General features: G+C 39.3%; 13 protein-coding genes. 7 read left to right on the forward strand and 6 right to left on the reverse strand.

From position 1 onward, the window contains the following. Nucleotides 1-189 precede the first annotated feature (189 nt). The 3 genes from EHE21_RS05885 to yeiB all read left to right on the forward strand — a co-directional run bounded on the left by EHE21_RS05885 (nucleotide 190) and on the right by yeiB (nucleotide 3,334). Nucleotides 190-1,359 (forward strand): YbfB/YjiJ family MFS transporter, encoded by a 1,170-nt coding sequence (locus EHE21_RS05885; protein WP_194952104.1) that lies wholly within the window; start codon nucleotides 190-192, stop codon nucleotides 1,357-1,359. 148 nt (nucleotides 1,360-1,507) lie between these two features. Beyond that, on the forward strand, nucleotides 1,508-2,167 hold the full coding sequence (gene folE, locus EHE21_RS05890; protein ID WP_023581251.1) for a GTP cyclohydrolase I FolE: 660 nt from the start codon (nucleotides 1,508-1,510) through the stop codon (nucleotides 2,165-2,167). Between the two features lie 15 nt (nucleotides 2,168-2,182). Further along, nucleotides 2,183-3,334: a DUF418 domain-containing protein YeiB gene (gene yeiB / locus EHE21_RS05895; protein ID WP_194952105.1), complete on the forward strand. Its 1,152-nt coding sequence runs from the start codon at nucleotides 2,183-2,185 to the stop codon at nucleotides 3,332-3,334. Here the strand turns inward: yeiB and sanA are convergent. From sanA to metG, 6 genes are all read right to left on the reverse strand, one after another. Further along, nucleotides 3,331-4,062 (reverse strand): outer membrane permeability protein SanA, encoded by a 732-nt coding sequence (sanA, locus tag EHE21_RS05900; protein WP_088493350.1) that lies wholly within the window; start codon nucleotides 4,060-4,062, stop codon nucleotides 3,331-3,333. The two genes, yeiB and sanA, sit on opposite strands and share 4 nt — an antisense overlap. Nucleotides 4,063-4,203: 141 nt before the next feature. After that, nucleotides 4,204-5,901, reverse strand: a complete 1,698-nt coding sequence (locus tag EHE21_RS05905) for an NAD-dependent malic enzyme (RefSeq protein ID WP_088493349.1) — start codon at nucleotides 5,899-5,901, stop codon at nucleotides 4,204-4,206. 213 nt (nucleotides 5,902-6,114) lie between these two features. Beyond that, nucleotides 6,115-6,999, reverse strand: a complete 885-nt coding sequence (cdd, locus tag EHE21_RS05910) for a cytidine deaminase (protein ID WP_194952106.1) — start codon at nucleotides 6,997-6,999, stop codon at nucleotides 6,115-6,117. Nucleotides 7,000-7,198: 199 nt separating this feature from the next. Further along, nucleotides 7,199-7,894: a CidB/LrgB family autolysis modulator gene (locus tag EHE21_RS05915; RefSeq protein ID WP_102949522.1), complete on the reverse strand. Its 696-nt coding sequence runs from the start codon at nucleotides 7,892-7,894 to the stop codon at nucleotides 7,199-7,201. A 2-nt stretch (nucleotides 7,895-7,896) separates the two neighbouring features. Continuing rightward, the gene (locus EHE21_RS05920; protein ID WP_194952107.1) at nucleotides 7,897-8,370 is read right to left on the reverse strand and encodes a CidA/LrgA family protein; all 474 of its coding nucleotides are present in this window, start codon (nucleotides 8,368-8,370) and stop codon (nucleotides 7,897-7,899) included. A 134-nt stretch (nucleotides 8,371-8,504) separates the two neighbouring features. Next, complete coding sequence (gene metG / locus EHE21_RS05925) at nucleotides 8,505-10,532, reverse strand: methionine--tRNA ligase (protein WP_194952108.1); 2,028 nt, start codon at nucleotides 10,530-10,532, stop codon at nucleotides 8,505-8,507. A gap of 204 nt (nucleotides 10,533-10,736) precedes the next feature. On the opposite strand from metG, the gene apbC reads away from it, so the two are divergent. The 4 genes from apbC (at nucleotide 10,737) to asmA (ending at nucleotide 15,342) form a co-directional block, all read left to right on the forward strand. Then, nucleotides 10,737-11,849 carry an iron-sulfur cluster carrier protein ApbC gene (gene apbC / locus EHE21_RS05930; protein WP_075672537.1) on the forward strand — a complete coding sequence of 371 codons (1,113 nt, stop codon included), beginning with the start codon at nucleotides 10,737-10,739 and terminating at the stop codon, nucleotides 11,847-11,849. Between the two features lie 220 nt (nucleotides 11,850-12,069). Continuing rightward, nucleotides 12,070-12,711, forward strand: a complete 642-nt coding sequence (gene udk / locus EHE21_RS05935) for a uridine kinase (RefSeq protein WP_023581260.1) — start codon at nucleotides 12,070-12,072, stop codon at nucleotides 12,709-12,711. Between the two features lie 67 nt (nucleotides 12,712-12,778). Beyond that, a complete protein-coding gene (gene dcd / locus EHE21_RS05940) occupies nucleotides 12,779-13,360 on the forward strand; it encodes a dCTP deaminase (protein WP_006537532.1) in 582 nt (193 codons plus the stop codon). Between the two features lie 47 nt (nucleotides 13,361-13,407). Then, nucleotides 13,408-15,342 (forward strand): outer membrane assembly protein AsmA, encoded by a 1,935-nt coding sequence (asmA, locus tag EHE21_RS05945; RefSeq protein WP_194952109.1) that lies wholly within the window; start codon nucleotides 13,408-13,410, stop codon nucleotides 15,340-15,342. Nucleotides 15,343-15,429 lie beyond the last annotated feature (87 nt).

Below are 15,429 nucleotides of genomic sequence, written 5' to 3' on the forward strand. Positions count from 1 at the left end.
GAAATGTTCTGTTTTATTTCATGATACTAATCTATCACGATGAACATCATCATGTCAGAGATCATCTTGTGAATAGAAAGAAATGAAACTTTTTATTGCAAAAATGTTAACTGTCTGAGGTTAATGTGTTACTTGTTCTGTTATTAATGGACAGCACATTAAAATGATAAAACAAAATAATGGATATCCATGAATACTTCAAATCACCAAAGTCATTCAGCACAAGCTTTTCATATTGCTTTTAGTGGGTTTCTTGCTTTAGTGGTTGCAATGGGGATAGGGCGCTTTACATTTACACCTCAAGTGCCGTTGATGATTGCAGAATATCAATTAACGCTAACAAGTGCAGGTATTGTCGCTGCATTTAATTACCTTGGTTACCTCGCGGGATCTTATGATGCGATGAAAGCCGTTAAAGGTGTGGGATATCGTTTATGGGCGGGTCTTTGGGGTGCGGTGATAATCACTCTGTTGTCTGCTTTTTTAAATGATGCTTTTACACATAGTATTGCGCGCTTTTTTATTGGCTGGGCAAGTGGTTGGACGTTAGTGCTGGTGGCTTCATGGGCTAACGAGTTACTGGCTCGTCTTAATCGGCCTGCATTAAGTGTGGCTGTTTATGCAGGAACGGGTGCCGGTATATTTATTAGTGGTATTCTCGCTGTGCTAATTATGAAATGGCAAATCAGCGCGACGACGGGATGGTTAATTTACGGCTCTCTTGCTTTTATTTGTGCCATATATGTGAGCTACCATCTTCCAAAACCGTGGAAAATGAGCAGAGAAGAAGTAAAAGTTGCACCTTTAACGCTCACACCAGCGATGAAAAAGTTGATTTGGGGTTATACCTTCGCCGGATTTGGCTATATTTTACCTGCCACATTTCTTTCTCAAATGGCGGCAGAACGCTTTCCGGGTAGCTTGATCGCGCAATTTGTTTGGCCTGTTTTTGGTGCTTCAGCTGCATTGTGTATTGGGATCGCTATTTTAACGCGTAACATACTAAACACGCAGTTACGCCTAGCCATTACGCTTTGGTTACAAGCATTAGGTATTTTGATTGCAGAATGGGTTCCAACGATAACAGGGCTTGCGATTGGCGCTTTCTTAATTGGTGGCGGTCTTATGTGCGCTGTACAACTTGCTTTTTTACGAGGCAGAGAACTAGCTCCGGATCATGGGCGTTATATGGCGGGTTTACTTACCACTTTTTATGCCATCGGACAATTAGTTGGTCCTGTAATTTCTTCACTTTCAACCGCATTAACAGGGAAATTAGAACCTGCACTTTATGTTGCTTTTATTGTGTTGATAATCGGTGGTTTTCTAGTGTGCTTAAAAGAAAAAGAACATCAGTAAACTAAAAGTAGCTCATACAAAAATGCAATAATTTCATAACGAAAAATGCGGTATCGCTGGATAATGTGATTGAGGTCATCTAAAGTGTAGGTTGTTGTTGCTAAGTGCGATAACAGCTACTTAATTAATGTGTTTATCGGAGAGTCCAATGTCATCATTAAGTAAAGAGGCGCAATGGGTGCATGCTGCGTTAGTTGAACGCGGTTTGGAAACGCCTCTTCGTGAACCAAAACTCTCTCCAAGTGAGAGTAAACAGCAAATTGAACATCATATGACAGAAGTGATGAAGCTGTTAAATCTGGATTTAAGTGACGATAGTTTAGCTGAAACACCTCGTCGTATCGCAAAAATGTATGTTGATGAAATTTTCTCAGGGCTGGATTACCACAACTTCCCAAAAATCACGCTAATTGAAAATAAAATGCAAGTTGATGAAATGGTGACAGTGCGAGATATCACATTAACAAGTACTTGCGAACATCACTTTGTCACTATTGATGGTAAAGCGATTGTGGCTTATATCCCGAAAGATAAAGTGATTGGATTATCTAAAATCAATCGTATTGTGCAATTCTTCGCTCAACGCCCTCAAGTTCAAGAACGCTTAACACAGCAAATTCTTATCGCATTACAAACGTTACTAGGCACAAAAAATGTGGCTGTTTCTATTGATGCGGTTCACTATTGTGTTAAAGCTCGTGGTATTCGTGATGCAACTAGTGCAACCACCACCACTTCATTAGGTGGGTTATTTAAATCTAGTCAAAATACGCGTCAGGAATTTTTGCGCGCTGTTCGTCATCTTTGAGATTTTTAAATAAAAATGAATGAATCGTCTCGTCAACGTATCGAAGCTCTCGATGCGTTGAGAGGAATGGCGATCCTTGGCATTTTATTGCTCAATATTTCAGGTTTTGCATTATTAAGAGTGGCTTCATTTAACCCATTACATTCGGGAGAAGCCTCTTTTGGTGATCGTATAACATGGATGGCATTAAATCTGTTTGCTCAAGGAAAATTCCTCTTTATTTTTGCGTTGCTATTTGGTGGTACGCTTTATCTCCTTTTATATAAAGGAACGCGTTTTAATATATCGCGGTTAGTTGTGCTGGCATTGATTGGCCTTATTCACACATTATTTATTTGGGAAGGTGATATTTTATTTCCATATAGTATATGTGGTTTATTTGTTTTTGCGTTTATTAAATCAATAGCGACAAAACAGCAGTTTATATTGGGAGCAATACTCTATTTTTGTGGCGCATTTATTTTAGGTGCGTTGTTTTACTATTATCGTGACTTTATTGATACCGTTTGGTACAGCACGCCATATTCTCAATTGGCTGAATCAGATTGGAAAACAGGGCCTTATTTAAATAGTGTTTATTATCGTTTGAATGAGCTAAGTCTTTTTGTTTTTAATCTAGTACGTCAATACAGTTGGTTTTTGTTCGGTGCGATGTTGATGGGCTCTGCGTTAATGGCGTCAGGTTGGTTACAGCAGAAATTTAGCCGTACTCATTATGGCTATGTGGCACTTTATTTCCTTTCAATCAGTTTAAGCTTACAAACAGCTATTGTGCTGGTGGATTATTACCTTGATTGGGATTATCGCTGGGCGGCTATTTTGGCACAACCTTTAACCATGTTGATCCAAGTAATGCAAAGTTTGGGGTATATTGCGCTGTTTTATTGGAGTTGGGATATTATCCAACACTCTTCTCTTGCTTATGCTTTACGCTGTGTCGGCAAAATGGCGTTAACAACCTATTTAATGCAAAGCCTTATCGGTATTTATTTATTTCAGCGTATGGGGCTATTTAATCAATTTACTCTACCTGAATTGATGCCTTTTGTTGTCGCTATTTGGGCAATCAATATTGCTTTTGCAATGATTTGGTTACGTTATTTTCCACAAGGGCCAATAGAATGGATTTGGCGTAAATCAGCCTCAAAATTAGCACAATTCTTTTAGGTTTTTTCATGATTATTTTCATTCAGAGGAAGCGATTCGACTTCCTCTGGTGAAACCGCAGGATAACCTTTAATGCCTTCAGGAATAGATTGCATTGCAGGAATAGTTTCTGGCGGTCCTAAAAAGCGTGGTTCACGGTTTAGAATATATACATCAATCATTGCACCTGCTCTGGCAAATACTTCCCGTACACGTACTTTAAACATGCTTTTAGGGGATGCAACCGCAAAGCATTGTGCGTCAATTCCTTTTTCTAATGCGATAAAAACGGCACGTTCACAGTGAAAACGCTGAGTGATAATGGTAAATCCATCTGTACCAAATACCTCTTTTGTCCGTACTACTGAATCAAGTGTTCTGAAGCCTGCGAAATCCATCACAATACGAGATGCTGGAATACCTGCTTTAATGAGATCTTTACGCATGGTATTGGGCTCATTGTAGCTATGTTTTGCATTATCACCGCTGAGTAATAAATACTGAATTTTGCCACTATTATAAGCATTAACAGCGCCTTGAATGCGGTATTGATAAAACTGATTTATATAACCGCTGGTATAGTACTTCGATGTGCCTAACACCATGCCCACTTTTTTAGCAGGTAACGTATCCACATCTTCAAAGATATAAGGATTGGTTTTCCAGCCGATCCAGCGATCGCAGGCAATCAAAGTGACAGCAAGCAGAATAAAAAGTGTGAGAAAGAGATAAATGAGGCGTTTTAGCATTTCCTTGCCTTAATGACGCAAATAACGAATGACTTTCATAATGCTTAAGGCTACTTGAGCAGAGATAGGGAAGCAAGAAAAAAGCGCCTCATATTAAGTAATGACGCGCTTTTCAGAATGGTACTTAGTGTTTCAAGCTACTTAGAACGAGGTTCTTTTGTAAATACGGTACTCTGGTGACCAATAGTTACGTTCAATCGCTTCTTCTAATGCTGAATCAGAAGTTACGGTAGCAACACCTTGTACTTGAGCTTCTTTTGCAACTTGTTTTGCGATATAACGCGAAACTTGCTGAATATCAGCCAGTAAAGGTAACAGAGAACCATCACCATCTTTTGCCATTGGTGAGCAATCTGCTAATGCACGACTTGCAACCATTAACATGGCATCAGTAACACGTTTTGCACCACATGCGATAACACCTAGTCCAATACCTGGGAAGATATAAGAGTTGTTGCATTGTGCAATTGGATACTCTTTATCTTTGTATTTAACTGGTGCAAATGGGCTACCCGTTGCGACTAAAGCTTGTCCATCAGTCCAGTTGATAATATCTTCAGGACGCGCTTCTACACGAGAAGTTGGGTTAGATAATGGCATTACGATAGGGCGTTCACAGTGTTTGTGCATTTCACGAATAATTTCTTCAGTGAATAAACCTGCTTGTCCTGAAACACCAATCAAAATAGTTGGTTTTGCATTCTTAACCACTTCTAACAGTGAAATCGCATCGCTTTCGGTTTCCCAATCAGCAATGGTTTCACTTTTTTGGATAAGTTTGCTTTGGAAATCAAGTAGATTTGGCAGTTTGTCTGTTAATAAGCCAAAACGGTCAACCATAAAGATACGTTCACGCGCTTGCTCATCACTTAAACCTTCAGATTTCATTTGGGCAATGATTTGCTCAGCAATACCACAACCCGCAGAGCCTGCACCTAAGAAAGTGACAGTTTGGTCTTTTAATTGGCGGCCAGCAGCACGGCTTGCTGCAATTAGGCTACCTAAAGTGACAGACGCTGTACCTTGAATATCATCGTTAAAGCAACATAGCTCATCACGATAACGGTTTAATAAAGGCATCGCATTTTTTTGTGCGAAATCTTCGAATTGCAGTAAAACATTTGGCCAGCGACGTTTAACAGCTTGAATAAACTCATCAACAAACTCGTTATATTCATCACCTGTAATACGAGGATGACGCCATCCCATATACAGAGGATCGTTTAAACGTTGTGGGTTATTAGTACCAACATCAAGTACAACAGGCAGTGTGTACGCTGGGCTAATACCACCACACGCGGTATATAAAGAGAGTTTACCGATAGGAATACCCATACCACCGATACCTTGGTCACCTAGACCAAGAATACGCTCGCCATCTGTTACAACAATAACTTTTACGTTCTGTTTAGTGGCGTTTTGTAGCATATCGTCGATATTGGCGCGGTTAGGGTAAGAGATAAATAAACCACGAGCACGACGATAAATATCAGAGAAATGTTCACAAGCTTCACCCACTGTTGGTGTGTAAATGATTGGCATCATTTCAGTTAGGTGAGATTCCAATAGACGGTAAAACAGGGTTTCATTGGTATCTTGGATATTTCGTAGGTAAATATGTTTATCGTTATCGTTTTTGAAATCAAGATATTGGCGATAAGCGCGTTCAACCTGCTCTTCGATGGTTTCAACTGCTTCAGGCAGTAAACCATGTAAGTTAAAGGTGCTGCGTTCTTCTTCGCTGAAAGCACTACCTTTATTTAACAGGGGAAATTCAAGCAGGATTGGACCTGCATACGGGATGTAGAGAGGGCGTTTACTTTCGTGTTCCAGTTCCATGAAAAATACTCTTGTAAGGCAGTTAGTCACATGACAATTGTAGATCCTACAAAATAATAAAAATATGTACAGCTTATGTTATTTTTTTATGATTTTTATGCTTAGAAATGAGAGATAGATACGGTTGTTACAACTTTTTCTGGTAAGCATCAGCAAAATTTACATGCTGATGCTTTTTTAGGAGAGATTTTTAGAGGAATAAGTTAAAACTTTTTACAAAGTGATGCGTTGCATTTGGCGACAACCTAAAGCAGTTAATGTTGCTTGTGTTGCATCCCATTGCGTTAAAATTGTCTCTGCTTTTTCAATTAAGACAGCAGATTCAATATCCATCACACTCTCACCTGCCATATTTAACAAAATTAAAGCAGCTTGTAATGGCGGTAAACTTGGGTTGAATGCGGCATTTTCTGCGTAACTACCTTGGAAAATTTTGCCATCTTTCATTTGAACGGCAATACCACTGTGCGACTCACTATAAGGAGCATGGCTACGATTAGTGGCTTGTAGCGCCTGTTGTGCTAATTCACTAGGGTTATCAATTTTGTAACCGTGATTAACTTTGTCCATTAATAAAGAGGTGATATTGAGATCTTTCGGGCCAAAGCTATCAGGTAAATAATCACCTAATGTTGCCATTTTTCTACCCGGTAACTGAATTTGAATATGGGTGCCACTGTTCAATTCGTTCATAAACTGGCGACAATGACCACAAGGTGTATAGTTAACGGTGACGGAGATCAAGCGAGATTCACCACGTAACCATGCATGAGTCACTGCACTTTGTTCAGCGTGAACAGTTTGTTGTAGTGGAGCGCCAGCAAATTCCATATTGGCACCGAAGTAGAGATTACCACTTTCACCACGCGCAACTGCACCAACTTTAAAATTAGAGATTGGTGCAACAGCACAAGCGGCAGCAACGGGTAAAAGTGCTAGGGCTAAGGTATCATCATTACATTGTAACTGTGTTTTTATGGCATTGACCTGCTCTGCCGTAAACATTGCAGGGAATTCATCCTGCTCAAGATAAGGAGCAAGTGCTTGTTGTAACTGAGGGGATAAATCTGACCAAACTGCCTGAAAACGAGTATGCATACATGAGTCTCCCATTAATCTTTCTGTATTATAAGATTCTAGGCATCTTTACCCATTCTTATATGTGATGAGAATCATATTTTCAATGAAACAATTGCAACAAATTCAGTAATTGAGAGATGTATCTCAAATTTATAGCAAAAATCCCCGAAGTAAAATTAATTAAATCGGGGATTTGAAAGGTAGAGTATAAAAAATATTAACTATAAAGATGCAAAATAATAGGGAAGATAAATGGTGCAGTAAGGGATGTAATAATCCCGCATGTCATTAATGCCAATGAACTGTAAGCACCTTCTATATAATCAACTTCTGCAGCTCTTGCTGTTCCGACTGCGTGAGAAACCGTACCCATTGCTAAACCACGAGAGGCGTGAGTAGGAATACGTAGTATTTTAAATAACGAGTGACCAAAAATAGCCCCTAAAATACCCACGGCAATAACACATGCTGCACTGATAGCAGGAATGCCCCCAATAGAGTCTGCCACAGCCATCGCAATAGGTGTTGTCACTGATTTAGGTAAGATTGATGCAGCAATCTCAGGTGTTGCTCCTGCCCATAATGCAATGGCAGTGCCACTAACCATCGCAGCAATACTACCAATAAAGCAAATACTGATTAATGATTTCCACTGTGCGCGAATTTGGTGTAATTGCTGATAAAGCGGTATAGCTAAAGCGACAACGGCAGGTTGTAATAAGTCATTTAAAATACGACTACCTGCAAAATAATTTTCGTAAGGTATCTTGGCTATCAATAAAATAGGGATAATCACCACAATCGCAATTAAAAGCGGATTTAAAATAGGTAATTTAAATCGAGCTGCAAGTTTACGAGCTAAGTAAAAAATAAAAATACTTAAAGGAAGTGACCACCAAATATTCATCAACATGGCTAACATTTTTTCTTCTCACTTAACGCTTTATCGTCGTCTTTCTCTTTTGTTTCCACAATATCTTCAACTTGGTCTGGTTTCGAACCCACGATAACGCGCTCACGATGAACGTAGTGTGAGCAATATGCAACGAGTGCCATAACACCAAAGGTACTCACTACGCAGGCTAGAACGATGGGAAAAAGTTGCTGATTTAACAAATCATAATAGTTCATTACACCAACACCGATAGGGATAAAGAGTAATGACATGTTTTTTAAGAGGATATTGGCACCGGGTTTAACCCAACGCAAAGGGATAAGCTGGAAAGCAAGTAAACCAAAAAGGATCAGTAAGCCAACAATACTGCCTGGAACCGCAAAGGGTAGAAGGGCTGAAATAAGATTACCAGCAAAGAGACAAAGATAAAGTACCAAAAAAGATCGTAGATAATGCCAAAGTGTAATCTGCAATCGTGCCCGTTTAGATTTCATAAGTAAGTGTCCCAAATCAACTAACAGAATTATCATACACCGATTTTGAAAGTGTGCTATGGATCACAATAAAAAAAGAGCGGGGTTCTAATAGAACCCCGCCATTTATTTACTTGGCAAATGAATCTTGGTTGTTATTTCACTTGCTGACCCGGTTTTGCACCAGAATCTGGGCTGAGTAAGAAGATATCTTTATCGCCAGGGCCTGCTGCCATTACCATGCCTTCTGAAATACCAAAACGCATTTTACGAGGTGCTAAGTTTGCCACCATTACCGTTAAGCGACCTTCTAACACTTTAGGATCTGGGTATGCAGTACGAATACCTGAGAATACTTGGCGAGTTTTGCCACCTAAGTCCAAAATTAATTTCAGCAGTTTGTCTGAACCTTCAACAAAATCGGCTTGTTTAATTTCAGCGATACGCATATCGATTTTCGCAAAATCATCAAAGTTGATGGTTTCTTGGATCGGTGAATCTGCTAATGGACCCGTCACTTCTTTTACCGGTGCAATGGTGCTTTTTGAGGCTTCAACCATTGCATTGGCTTTATCCATCTCAATACGGTTAAACAACGCTTTGAATTTAGTGATCTCTTGGCCTAATAGTGGTTGTTCAAGTGCATCCCATGTTAATTGGGTTTGTAAAAAGGCTTCTGAGCGCTCTGTCAGTGAAGGTAATACCGGTTTCAGATAAGTCATTAGTACGCGGAATAAGTTGATCCCCATAGTACAGATTGCTTGTAACTGAGCATCTTGACCTTCTTGTTTTGCCACTACCCAAGGCGCTTTTTCGTCGATATAGCGGTTAGCTTCGTCTGCTAATGCCATAATTTCACGAACAGCTTTACCAAATTCACGATTTTCAAATGATTGTGCGATAGTTTCTTTCATATCAACAAAGTGTTGATAAAGTTTAGCATCATCTAAAGAATCAGCTAATTTGCCATCAAAACGCTTGCTGATAAAACCAGCTGTACGTGATGCAAGGTTAACCACTTTATTAACAATGTCGCTGTTTACACGTTGAACAAAGTCTTCTAAGTTTAGGTCAATATCATCAATGCGTGATGAAAGTTTTGCTGCATAGTAATAACGCAGGCAATCCGCATCAAAATGGTCAAGATAAGCGCGAGCAGTAATAAAGGTGCCACGAGATTTTGACATCTTCGCACCATTTACTGTGACATAACCATGAACAAATAAGTTTGTTGGTTTGCGATATTCGCTGCCTTCTAACATTGCTGGCCAGAATAAGCTGTGGAAATAGACGATATCTTTACCAATAAAGTGATAAAGCTCAGCTTTGCTGTCTTTATTCCAGAACTCATCAAAACTTAAATCACCACGTTTTTCACATAAGTTTAAGAAAGAGCTCATGTAGCCAATTGGTGCATCTAACCATACATAGAAATACTTACCCGGTGCATCTGGAATTTCGAAACCGAAATAAGGTGCGTCACGAGTGATATCCCACTGTTGTAAACCGCTGTCGAACCACTCTTGCATTTTATTCGCAACTTGCTCTTGCAGTGCACCAGAGCGTATCCACTCTTGCAACATGTTGCTAAATGCAGGTAAGTCGAAGAAATAGTGTTCAGTTTCACGCATAACAGGTGTTGAACCTGATACGACAGAGCGTGGATTAATTAATTCTGTTGGGCTGTAAGTTGAGCCACAAACTTCACAGTTATCACCATATTGGTCTTGCGCTTTACATTTAGGGCAAGTGCCTTTTACAAAGCGGTCAGGCAAAAACATGCCTTTTTCTTCATCATAAAGCTGAGAAATAGTTTTGCTTTTGATGTGACCATTCTTTTTCAGTGCAAGATAAATTTTAGTCGATAATTGGCGACTCTCTTCACTGTGTGTAGAGTGATAATTGTCATAACTGATATTGAAGCCAGCAAAATCCTGCTGATGCTCTTTGCTCATTTCTTCAATCATTGCTTCTGGGGTAATACCCAGTTGTTGAGCTTTCAGCATAATTGGGGTGCCGTGAGCATCGTCAGCGCAGATGAAATGAACTTCTTTGCCGCGCATTCGTTGATAACGGACCCAGATATCTGCCTGAATGTGCTCAAGGATATGACCGAGATGAATTGAACCGTTAGCATAAGGTAACGCGCAGGTTACCAATAATTTATTCGCGACGTGAGACATAGTAAGGATCTTACTTCCATAAAATTAATAAAAGGGACTTTGATGTTAACCGATCCGTCATGATGTCGCTAGGGCAATAATCGAGTTTTTGCAAGAGAAATTTCAGTTGGCAAATTGAGGTAAGGCATTATCGTAGTCATCTACTATCTGATATGATAGATGCACTCATATATTTAATAAATAATGAAAACGAGAGGAGCCGGGATGAGTGATAAATCCCCCGAGCAGACCACCCCTGAGATTCTGAACGAAAAAGTTTCAGGTGTCTTGTCTACTTTTGAACACCCGACATTGAAACGTAATCTGCTTTCTCTAAAAGCATTACATCAATGTGCGATGATTGACGATGTTCTTCATATCGAATTAGTGATGCCGTTTGTTTGGAAAAAACCTTTCCAAGTCCTAATCGAAGAAAAAACAGCTGAACTTCGCAACATCACTGGCGCAAAAGCCATTGAATGGAAACTCAAGCACAATATTTCAACCTTACGTCGTGCAAATGATCTGCCTGGTGTTAATGGTGTTCGTAATATTCTTGCAGTGAGCTCTGGTAAAGGTGGCGTAGGTAAATCAAGTACAGCAGTGAACCTTGCATTAGCACTTGCACAAGAAGGCGCTAAAGTAGGTATTCTTGATGCTGATATTTATGGCCCGTCTATTCCTAATATGTTGGGTACCACAATGGAGCGTCCAACGTCTCCTGATGGACAACATATGGCGCCAATTATGGCTTATGGTTTAGCGTCTAACTCTATCGGTTATTTAGTCACTGATGATAATGCGATGGTATGGCGTGGTCCTATGGCGAGCAAAGCATTAATGCAAATGCTCCAAGATACGCTGTGGCCTGACTTGGATTATCTGGTTATCGATATGCCGCCGGGAACAGGTGATATTCAATTAACCTTATCTCAAAACATCCCAGTAACCGCTGCTGTTGTAGTAACAACACCACAAGATATTGCTCTGGTGGATGCGATGAAAGGGATCGTCATGTTTAAGAAAGTCAATGTGCCTGTATTAGGTATTATTGAAAACATGAGCGCACATATTTGTAGCAACTGTGGTCACCTTGAACCTATCTTTGGTACAGGTGGTGCGGCGAAATTGGCTGAGAAGTATCATTGCGAACTATTAGGTCAAGTTCCTCTTCATATCTCTTTACGTGAAGACTTAGACCGCGGACAACCAACAGTGATGCGTGATCCTGAAGGCGAGTTTGCTGATATTTATCGCGAAATCGCGTCAACAGTTTCAGCTCAAATGTATTGGGATGGCGATGCAATCCCAACGGAAATTTCTTTCCGCGCAGTGTAATTGCAGTAAAATAATACGTTGAATTATTTGCTGATTTAAATGGAGAGTCATTTGGCTTTCCATTTTTTACATGCGATTTCCGACTGTTTTTGATAAAAAACAAATAGATTTCTGGTTTTACGCTGGAACCAGAGTGATTTCAAAACTATAATCTGCGCTAGCGTAATATTTACATATTATTACGTTATCCCTCTTTTTATTTCAAACCAGGTTTTTGATTATGGCTGACACAGCACATCAGTGCACAATTGTAGGTATCGCTGGAGCCTCTGCTTCGGGTAAAAGTCTTATTGCAAGTACACTTTACCGCGAATTAAGAGCGCAAGTAGGTGATCATAATATCGGGGTGATACCAGAAGATTGTTATTATCGTGACCAAAGTGATTTAACGATGGAAGAACGATATAAGGTCAATTATGACCACCCAAATTCGATGGATCACGCACTTTTATATCAGCATTTGTGTGAACTCAAAGCAGGAAAAACCATCGAACTCCCTCAATATGACTACGTTGCTCACACTCGCAAAGCAGAATCTATTCCTTTTCAACCCAAAAAAGTTATTATCATTGAAGGCATCTTATTATTAACAGATAAACGCCTGCGTGAAGAGATGGATTTCTCTATCTTTGTTGATACGCCATTAGATATTTGCTTAATGCGTAGAATTAAACGTGATGTGAATGAACGTGGACGTAGCTTAGATTCAGTCATTGAACAATATAATAAAACCGTTCGTCCTATGTTCTTCCAGTTTATTGAACCTTCTAAACAATATGCCGATATTATTGTACCAAGAGGGGGTAAAAACCGCGTTGCGATTGATATTCTGAAAGCAAAAATTGGACAGTTCTGCGAATAATAGGTTCATTTGTGGGCAGCTTTCATGCATGATGAAACTGCCTGTTTAATTTGAAGAAGGAAATAAAATGCGATTATGCGACCGTGATATTATTCAGTGGCTGGATGAAGGTAAATTAGTCATTGAACCCCGCCCGCCCGTCGAGCGAATTAACGGCGCAACAGCAGATGTTTGCTTAGGAAACCAATTCCGTGTTTTCCAAGGTCATACTGCAGCTTATATTGATTTAAGTGGTCCTAAGGCAGAAGTGAATGCTGCGCTAGAGCGTGTAATGAGTGATGAAATTGTTTTACCTGAAGGTGAAGCCTTTTTCTTACATCCTGGTGAATTAGCATTAGCTGTGACACTTGAATCAGTCACCTTGCCTGACAATGTTGTTGGATGGTTAGATGGACGCTCATCATTAGCTCGTTTAGGTTTAATGGTGCATGTTACCGCTCATCGTATTGATCCCGGCTGGCATGGACAAATCGTATTAGAGTTTTTCAATTCAGGTAAACTCCCACTCGCATTAAGACCGGGTATGGTTATTGGTGCATTAAGCTTTGAACCTATGTCTGGTTCTGCTGATAGACCTTATAATCGTCGTCAAGATGCAAAATATAAAAATCAACAAGGTGCAGTTGGTAGTCGGATTAGTGAAGATTAACTATCTTTATAATCATTATTATCATATTTCACTAAGCGGGTAATTGTATGAAAAGGTTTCTGACAACACTGGCTATTTTGCTTGTGGTTATTTTGGCAGGCTTAACAGCATTAGTTTTACTCATTAACCCGAATGATTTCCGTGGATACCTTGTTGAAAGGGTCGAAAAACAAAGCGGTTATAAACTTACATTGCAAGATGATATGCGTTGGCATGTATGGCCAAAGTTAAGCATTATTAGTGGTAAAATGTCATTGACAGCACCCGGTGCTGAAATGCCTTTAATTACAGCCGATAATATGCGTCTTGATGTTGAGTTATTACCGCTACTTTCTCATCAACTTGAAGTAAAAGAAGTCATGCTTAAAGGTGCTGTTGTTCGTCAAACACCGGAAAGCAAAGCTATTCCTAAAATATCACCACCTTCTACTCCTCGAGATATTTCTCGCCCAGTCATCGAACCTAGAGCCAATAATTGGCAATTGAATATTGCCAAAGTAAAAATTTCAGACAGCTTAATTATTTGGCAAATGAAAGACGGTGAGCAGCTTAATTTACGCGATATTAATTTATCGTTGAAAACAGACGAGAAAAAACAAGTTAGTCTTGAGATGAGCACGAAAGTGAATCGTGACCGTCGTGAGATCACACTAAATGTTGCCGCTAATGCGGATATGAACAGCTATCCTTACCGAATTGCAGGTAATATCACACAGTTAGATTATGCTTTATCAGGAATAGGGATCCCTGAAAATGGCATAGCAGGAAGTTTAACTTCAGATTTTACGATCCAAAATGAGGGCGTGAGAAAAGTTTCACTTGATAACTTAAATCTCACTGCTAATGATAGCCAACTGCAAGGTAATATCAGTGCGGAATTTTCAGGTAAAACACGTTATCAAGTTGACTTAAAAGGTGAACAATTAAATTTAAATACGTTGTTACCAGAGTTAGCTGAGGCTAAAACAACTGAAACCGCATTATTGACCCCTAAAGATAATAAGACGCCATCATCGTTTTCATTATTTAATACTGCACATGCAGCACCAGCGCCAAATGCCACCATTATGGCAAAGCCAGTTATTACTTCAGTGACTATTGAAAATAAAGAATATGATTTAACGCATTGGGGTGATATTGAATTTACGCTGAAATTGGCATTGAATAAGCTGCTTTATAAAGAGTTAGAGATTAATAATTTTAAACTTGATGCTCTAAATAATCCTAATTCGCTAAATATTCAAACCTTGACAGGACAAGTCCTTCAAGGTGATTTCTCACTTCCAACAGTTATCTCTACAAGCATTGTGCCAGCACATATCAGCATGGATGTCACAATGAACAATATTCCATTACAGCCACTATTGCGTGTGTTTAATCAACCTGAAAATTTCAGTGGATTAATTTCGGCAAAAGGGAATTTAGAAGGTGCAGGATATAACCGAAAAGCCTTTTATCATTATTGGCAAGGTACGCTCAATACATCTGTTAGCCAATTTAAAATGCAGGGATTAAATGTACCGCAGGTTATTCAGCAATCAGTTGCTCAAGCTACTGATAAAGTCATTTATCCTGAAGATATCGAAAGCTATACCCAAGCAGATAATGTGATTGCCCAATTTAAGTTAGCGCCAAAAGGGAAAGTCACCGTTAATTCACTTGATGCTCAAGCAGATGCCTATCAAATTAAAGGGCAGGGCAAAGTGGATCTTCAACGCCATTATCTTGATGTGATGTTACTTGTTAATATCAAAAAAGGTTGGGGTAAAGAAAACGAATTTATCCGTCAATTAGCTAAAATTGAAATTCCATTAAGGCTTTATGGTGATTGGAATGCGATTCAATATGAACTTAATATTGAAAAATTACTGCGTGATCAATTACAGCAAAAAGCCAAGCAAGCTATCGATAATTGGTTAAATAAAGAAGATGCTGAAAGCCCAGAAGTAAAAGCACTTAATCAGCTATTGAAGAAAATCTAATTTCACGATTTTTAACTTCATCACATTCTTAATAAAAGCACACTATTTTGATAATTGTGTGCTTTTTGCTTTATATCTATCATTTAA

Origin of the sequence: Proteus sp. GOKU (assembly GCF_015475555.1) — a bacterium.
Taxonomy (GTDB): domain Bacteria; phylum Pseudomonadota; class Gammaproteobacteria; order Enterobacterales; family Enterobacteriaceae; genus Proteus; species Proteus mirabilis_B.

Bases quoted from the DNA above. Each gene is read 5' to 3' on its own strand.
- EHE21_RS05905 (WP_088493349.1), bottom strand. From the start codon at position 5,901: ATGGAACTGGAACACGAAAGTAAACGCCCTCTCTACATCCCGTATGCA.
- sanA (WP_088493350.1), bottom strand. From the start codon at position 4,062: ATGCTAAAACGCCTCATTTATCTCTTTCTCACACTTTTTATTCTGCTT.
- yeiB (WP_194952105.1), top strand. From the start codon at position 2,183: ATGAATGAATCGTCTCGTCAACGTATCGAAGCTCTCGATGCGTTGAGA.
- folE (WP_023581251.1), top strand. From the start codon at position 1,508: ATGTCATCATTAAGTAAAGAGGCGCAATGGGTGCATGCTGCGTTAGTT.
- metG (WP_194952108.1), bottom strand. From the start codon at position 10,532: ATGTCTCACGTCGCGAATAAATTATTGGTAACCTGCGCGTTACCTTAT.
- EHE21_RS05885 (WP_194952104.1), top strand. From the start codon at position 190: ATGAATACTTCAAATCACCAAAGTCATTCAGCACAAGCTTTTCATATT.
- asmA (WP_194952109.1), top strand. From the start codon at position 13,408: ATGAAAAGGTTTCTGACAACACTGGCTATTTTGCTTGTGGTTATTTTG.
- cdd (WP_194952106.1), bottom strand. From the start codon at position 6,999: ATGCATACTCGTTTTCAGGCAGTTTGGTCAGATTTATCCCCTCAGTTA.
- dcd (WP_006537532.1), top strand. From the start codon at position 12,779: ATGCGATTATGCGACCGTGATATTATTCAGTGGCTGGATGAAGGTAAA.
- EHE21_RS05920 (WP_194952107.1), bottom strand. From the start codon at position 8,370: ATGAAATCTAAACGGGCACGATTGCAGATTACACTTTGGCATTATCTA.
- apbC (WP_075672537.1), top strand. From the start codon at position 10,737: ATGAGTGATAAATCCCCCGAGCAGACCACCCCTGAGATTCTGAACGAA.
- EHE21_RS05915 (WP_102949522.1), bottom strand. From the start codon at position 7,894: ATGTTGATGAATATTTGGTGGTCACTTCCTTTAAGTATTTTTATTTTT.
- udk (WP_023581260.1), top strand. From the start codon at position 12,070: ATGGCTGACACAGCACATCAGTGCACAATTGTAGGTATCGCTGGAGCC.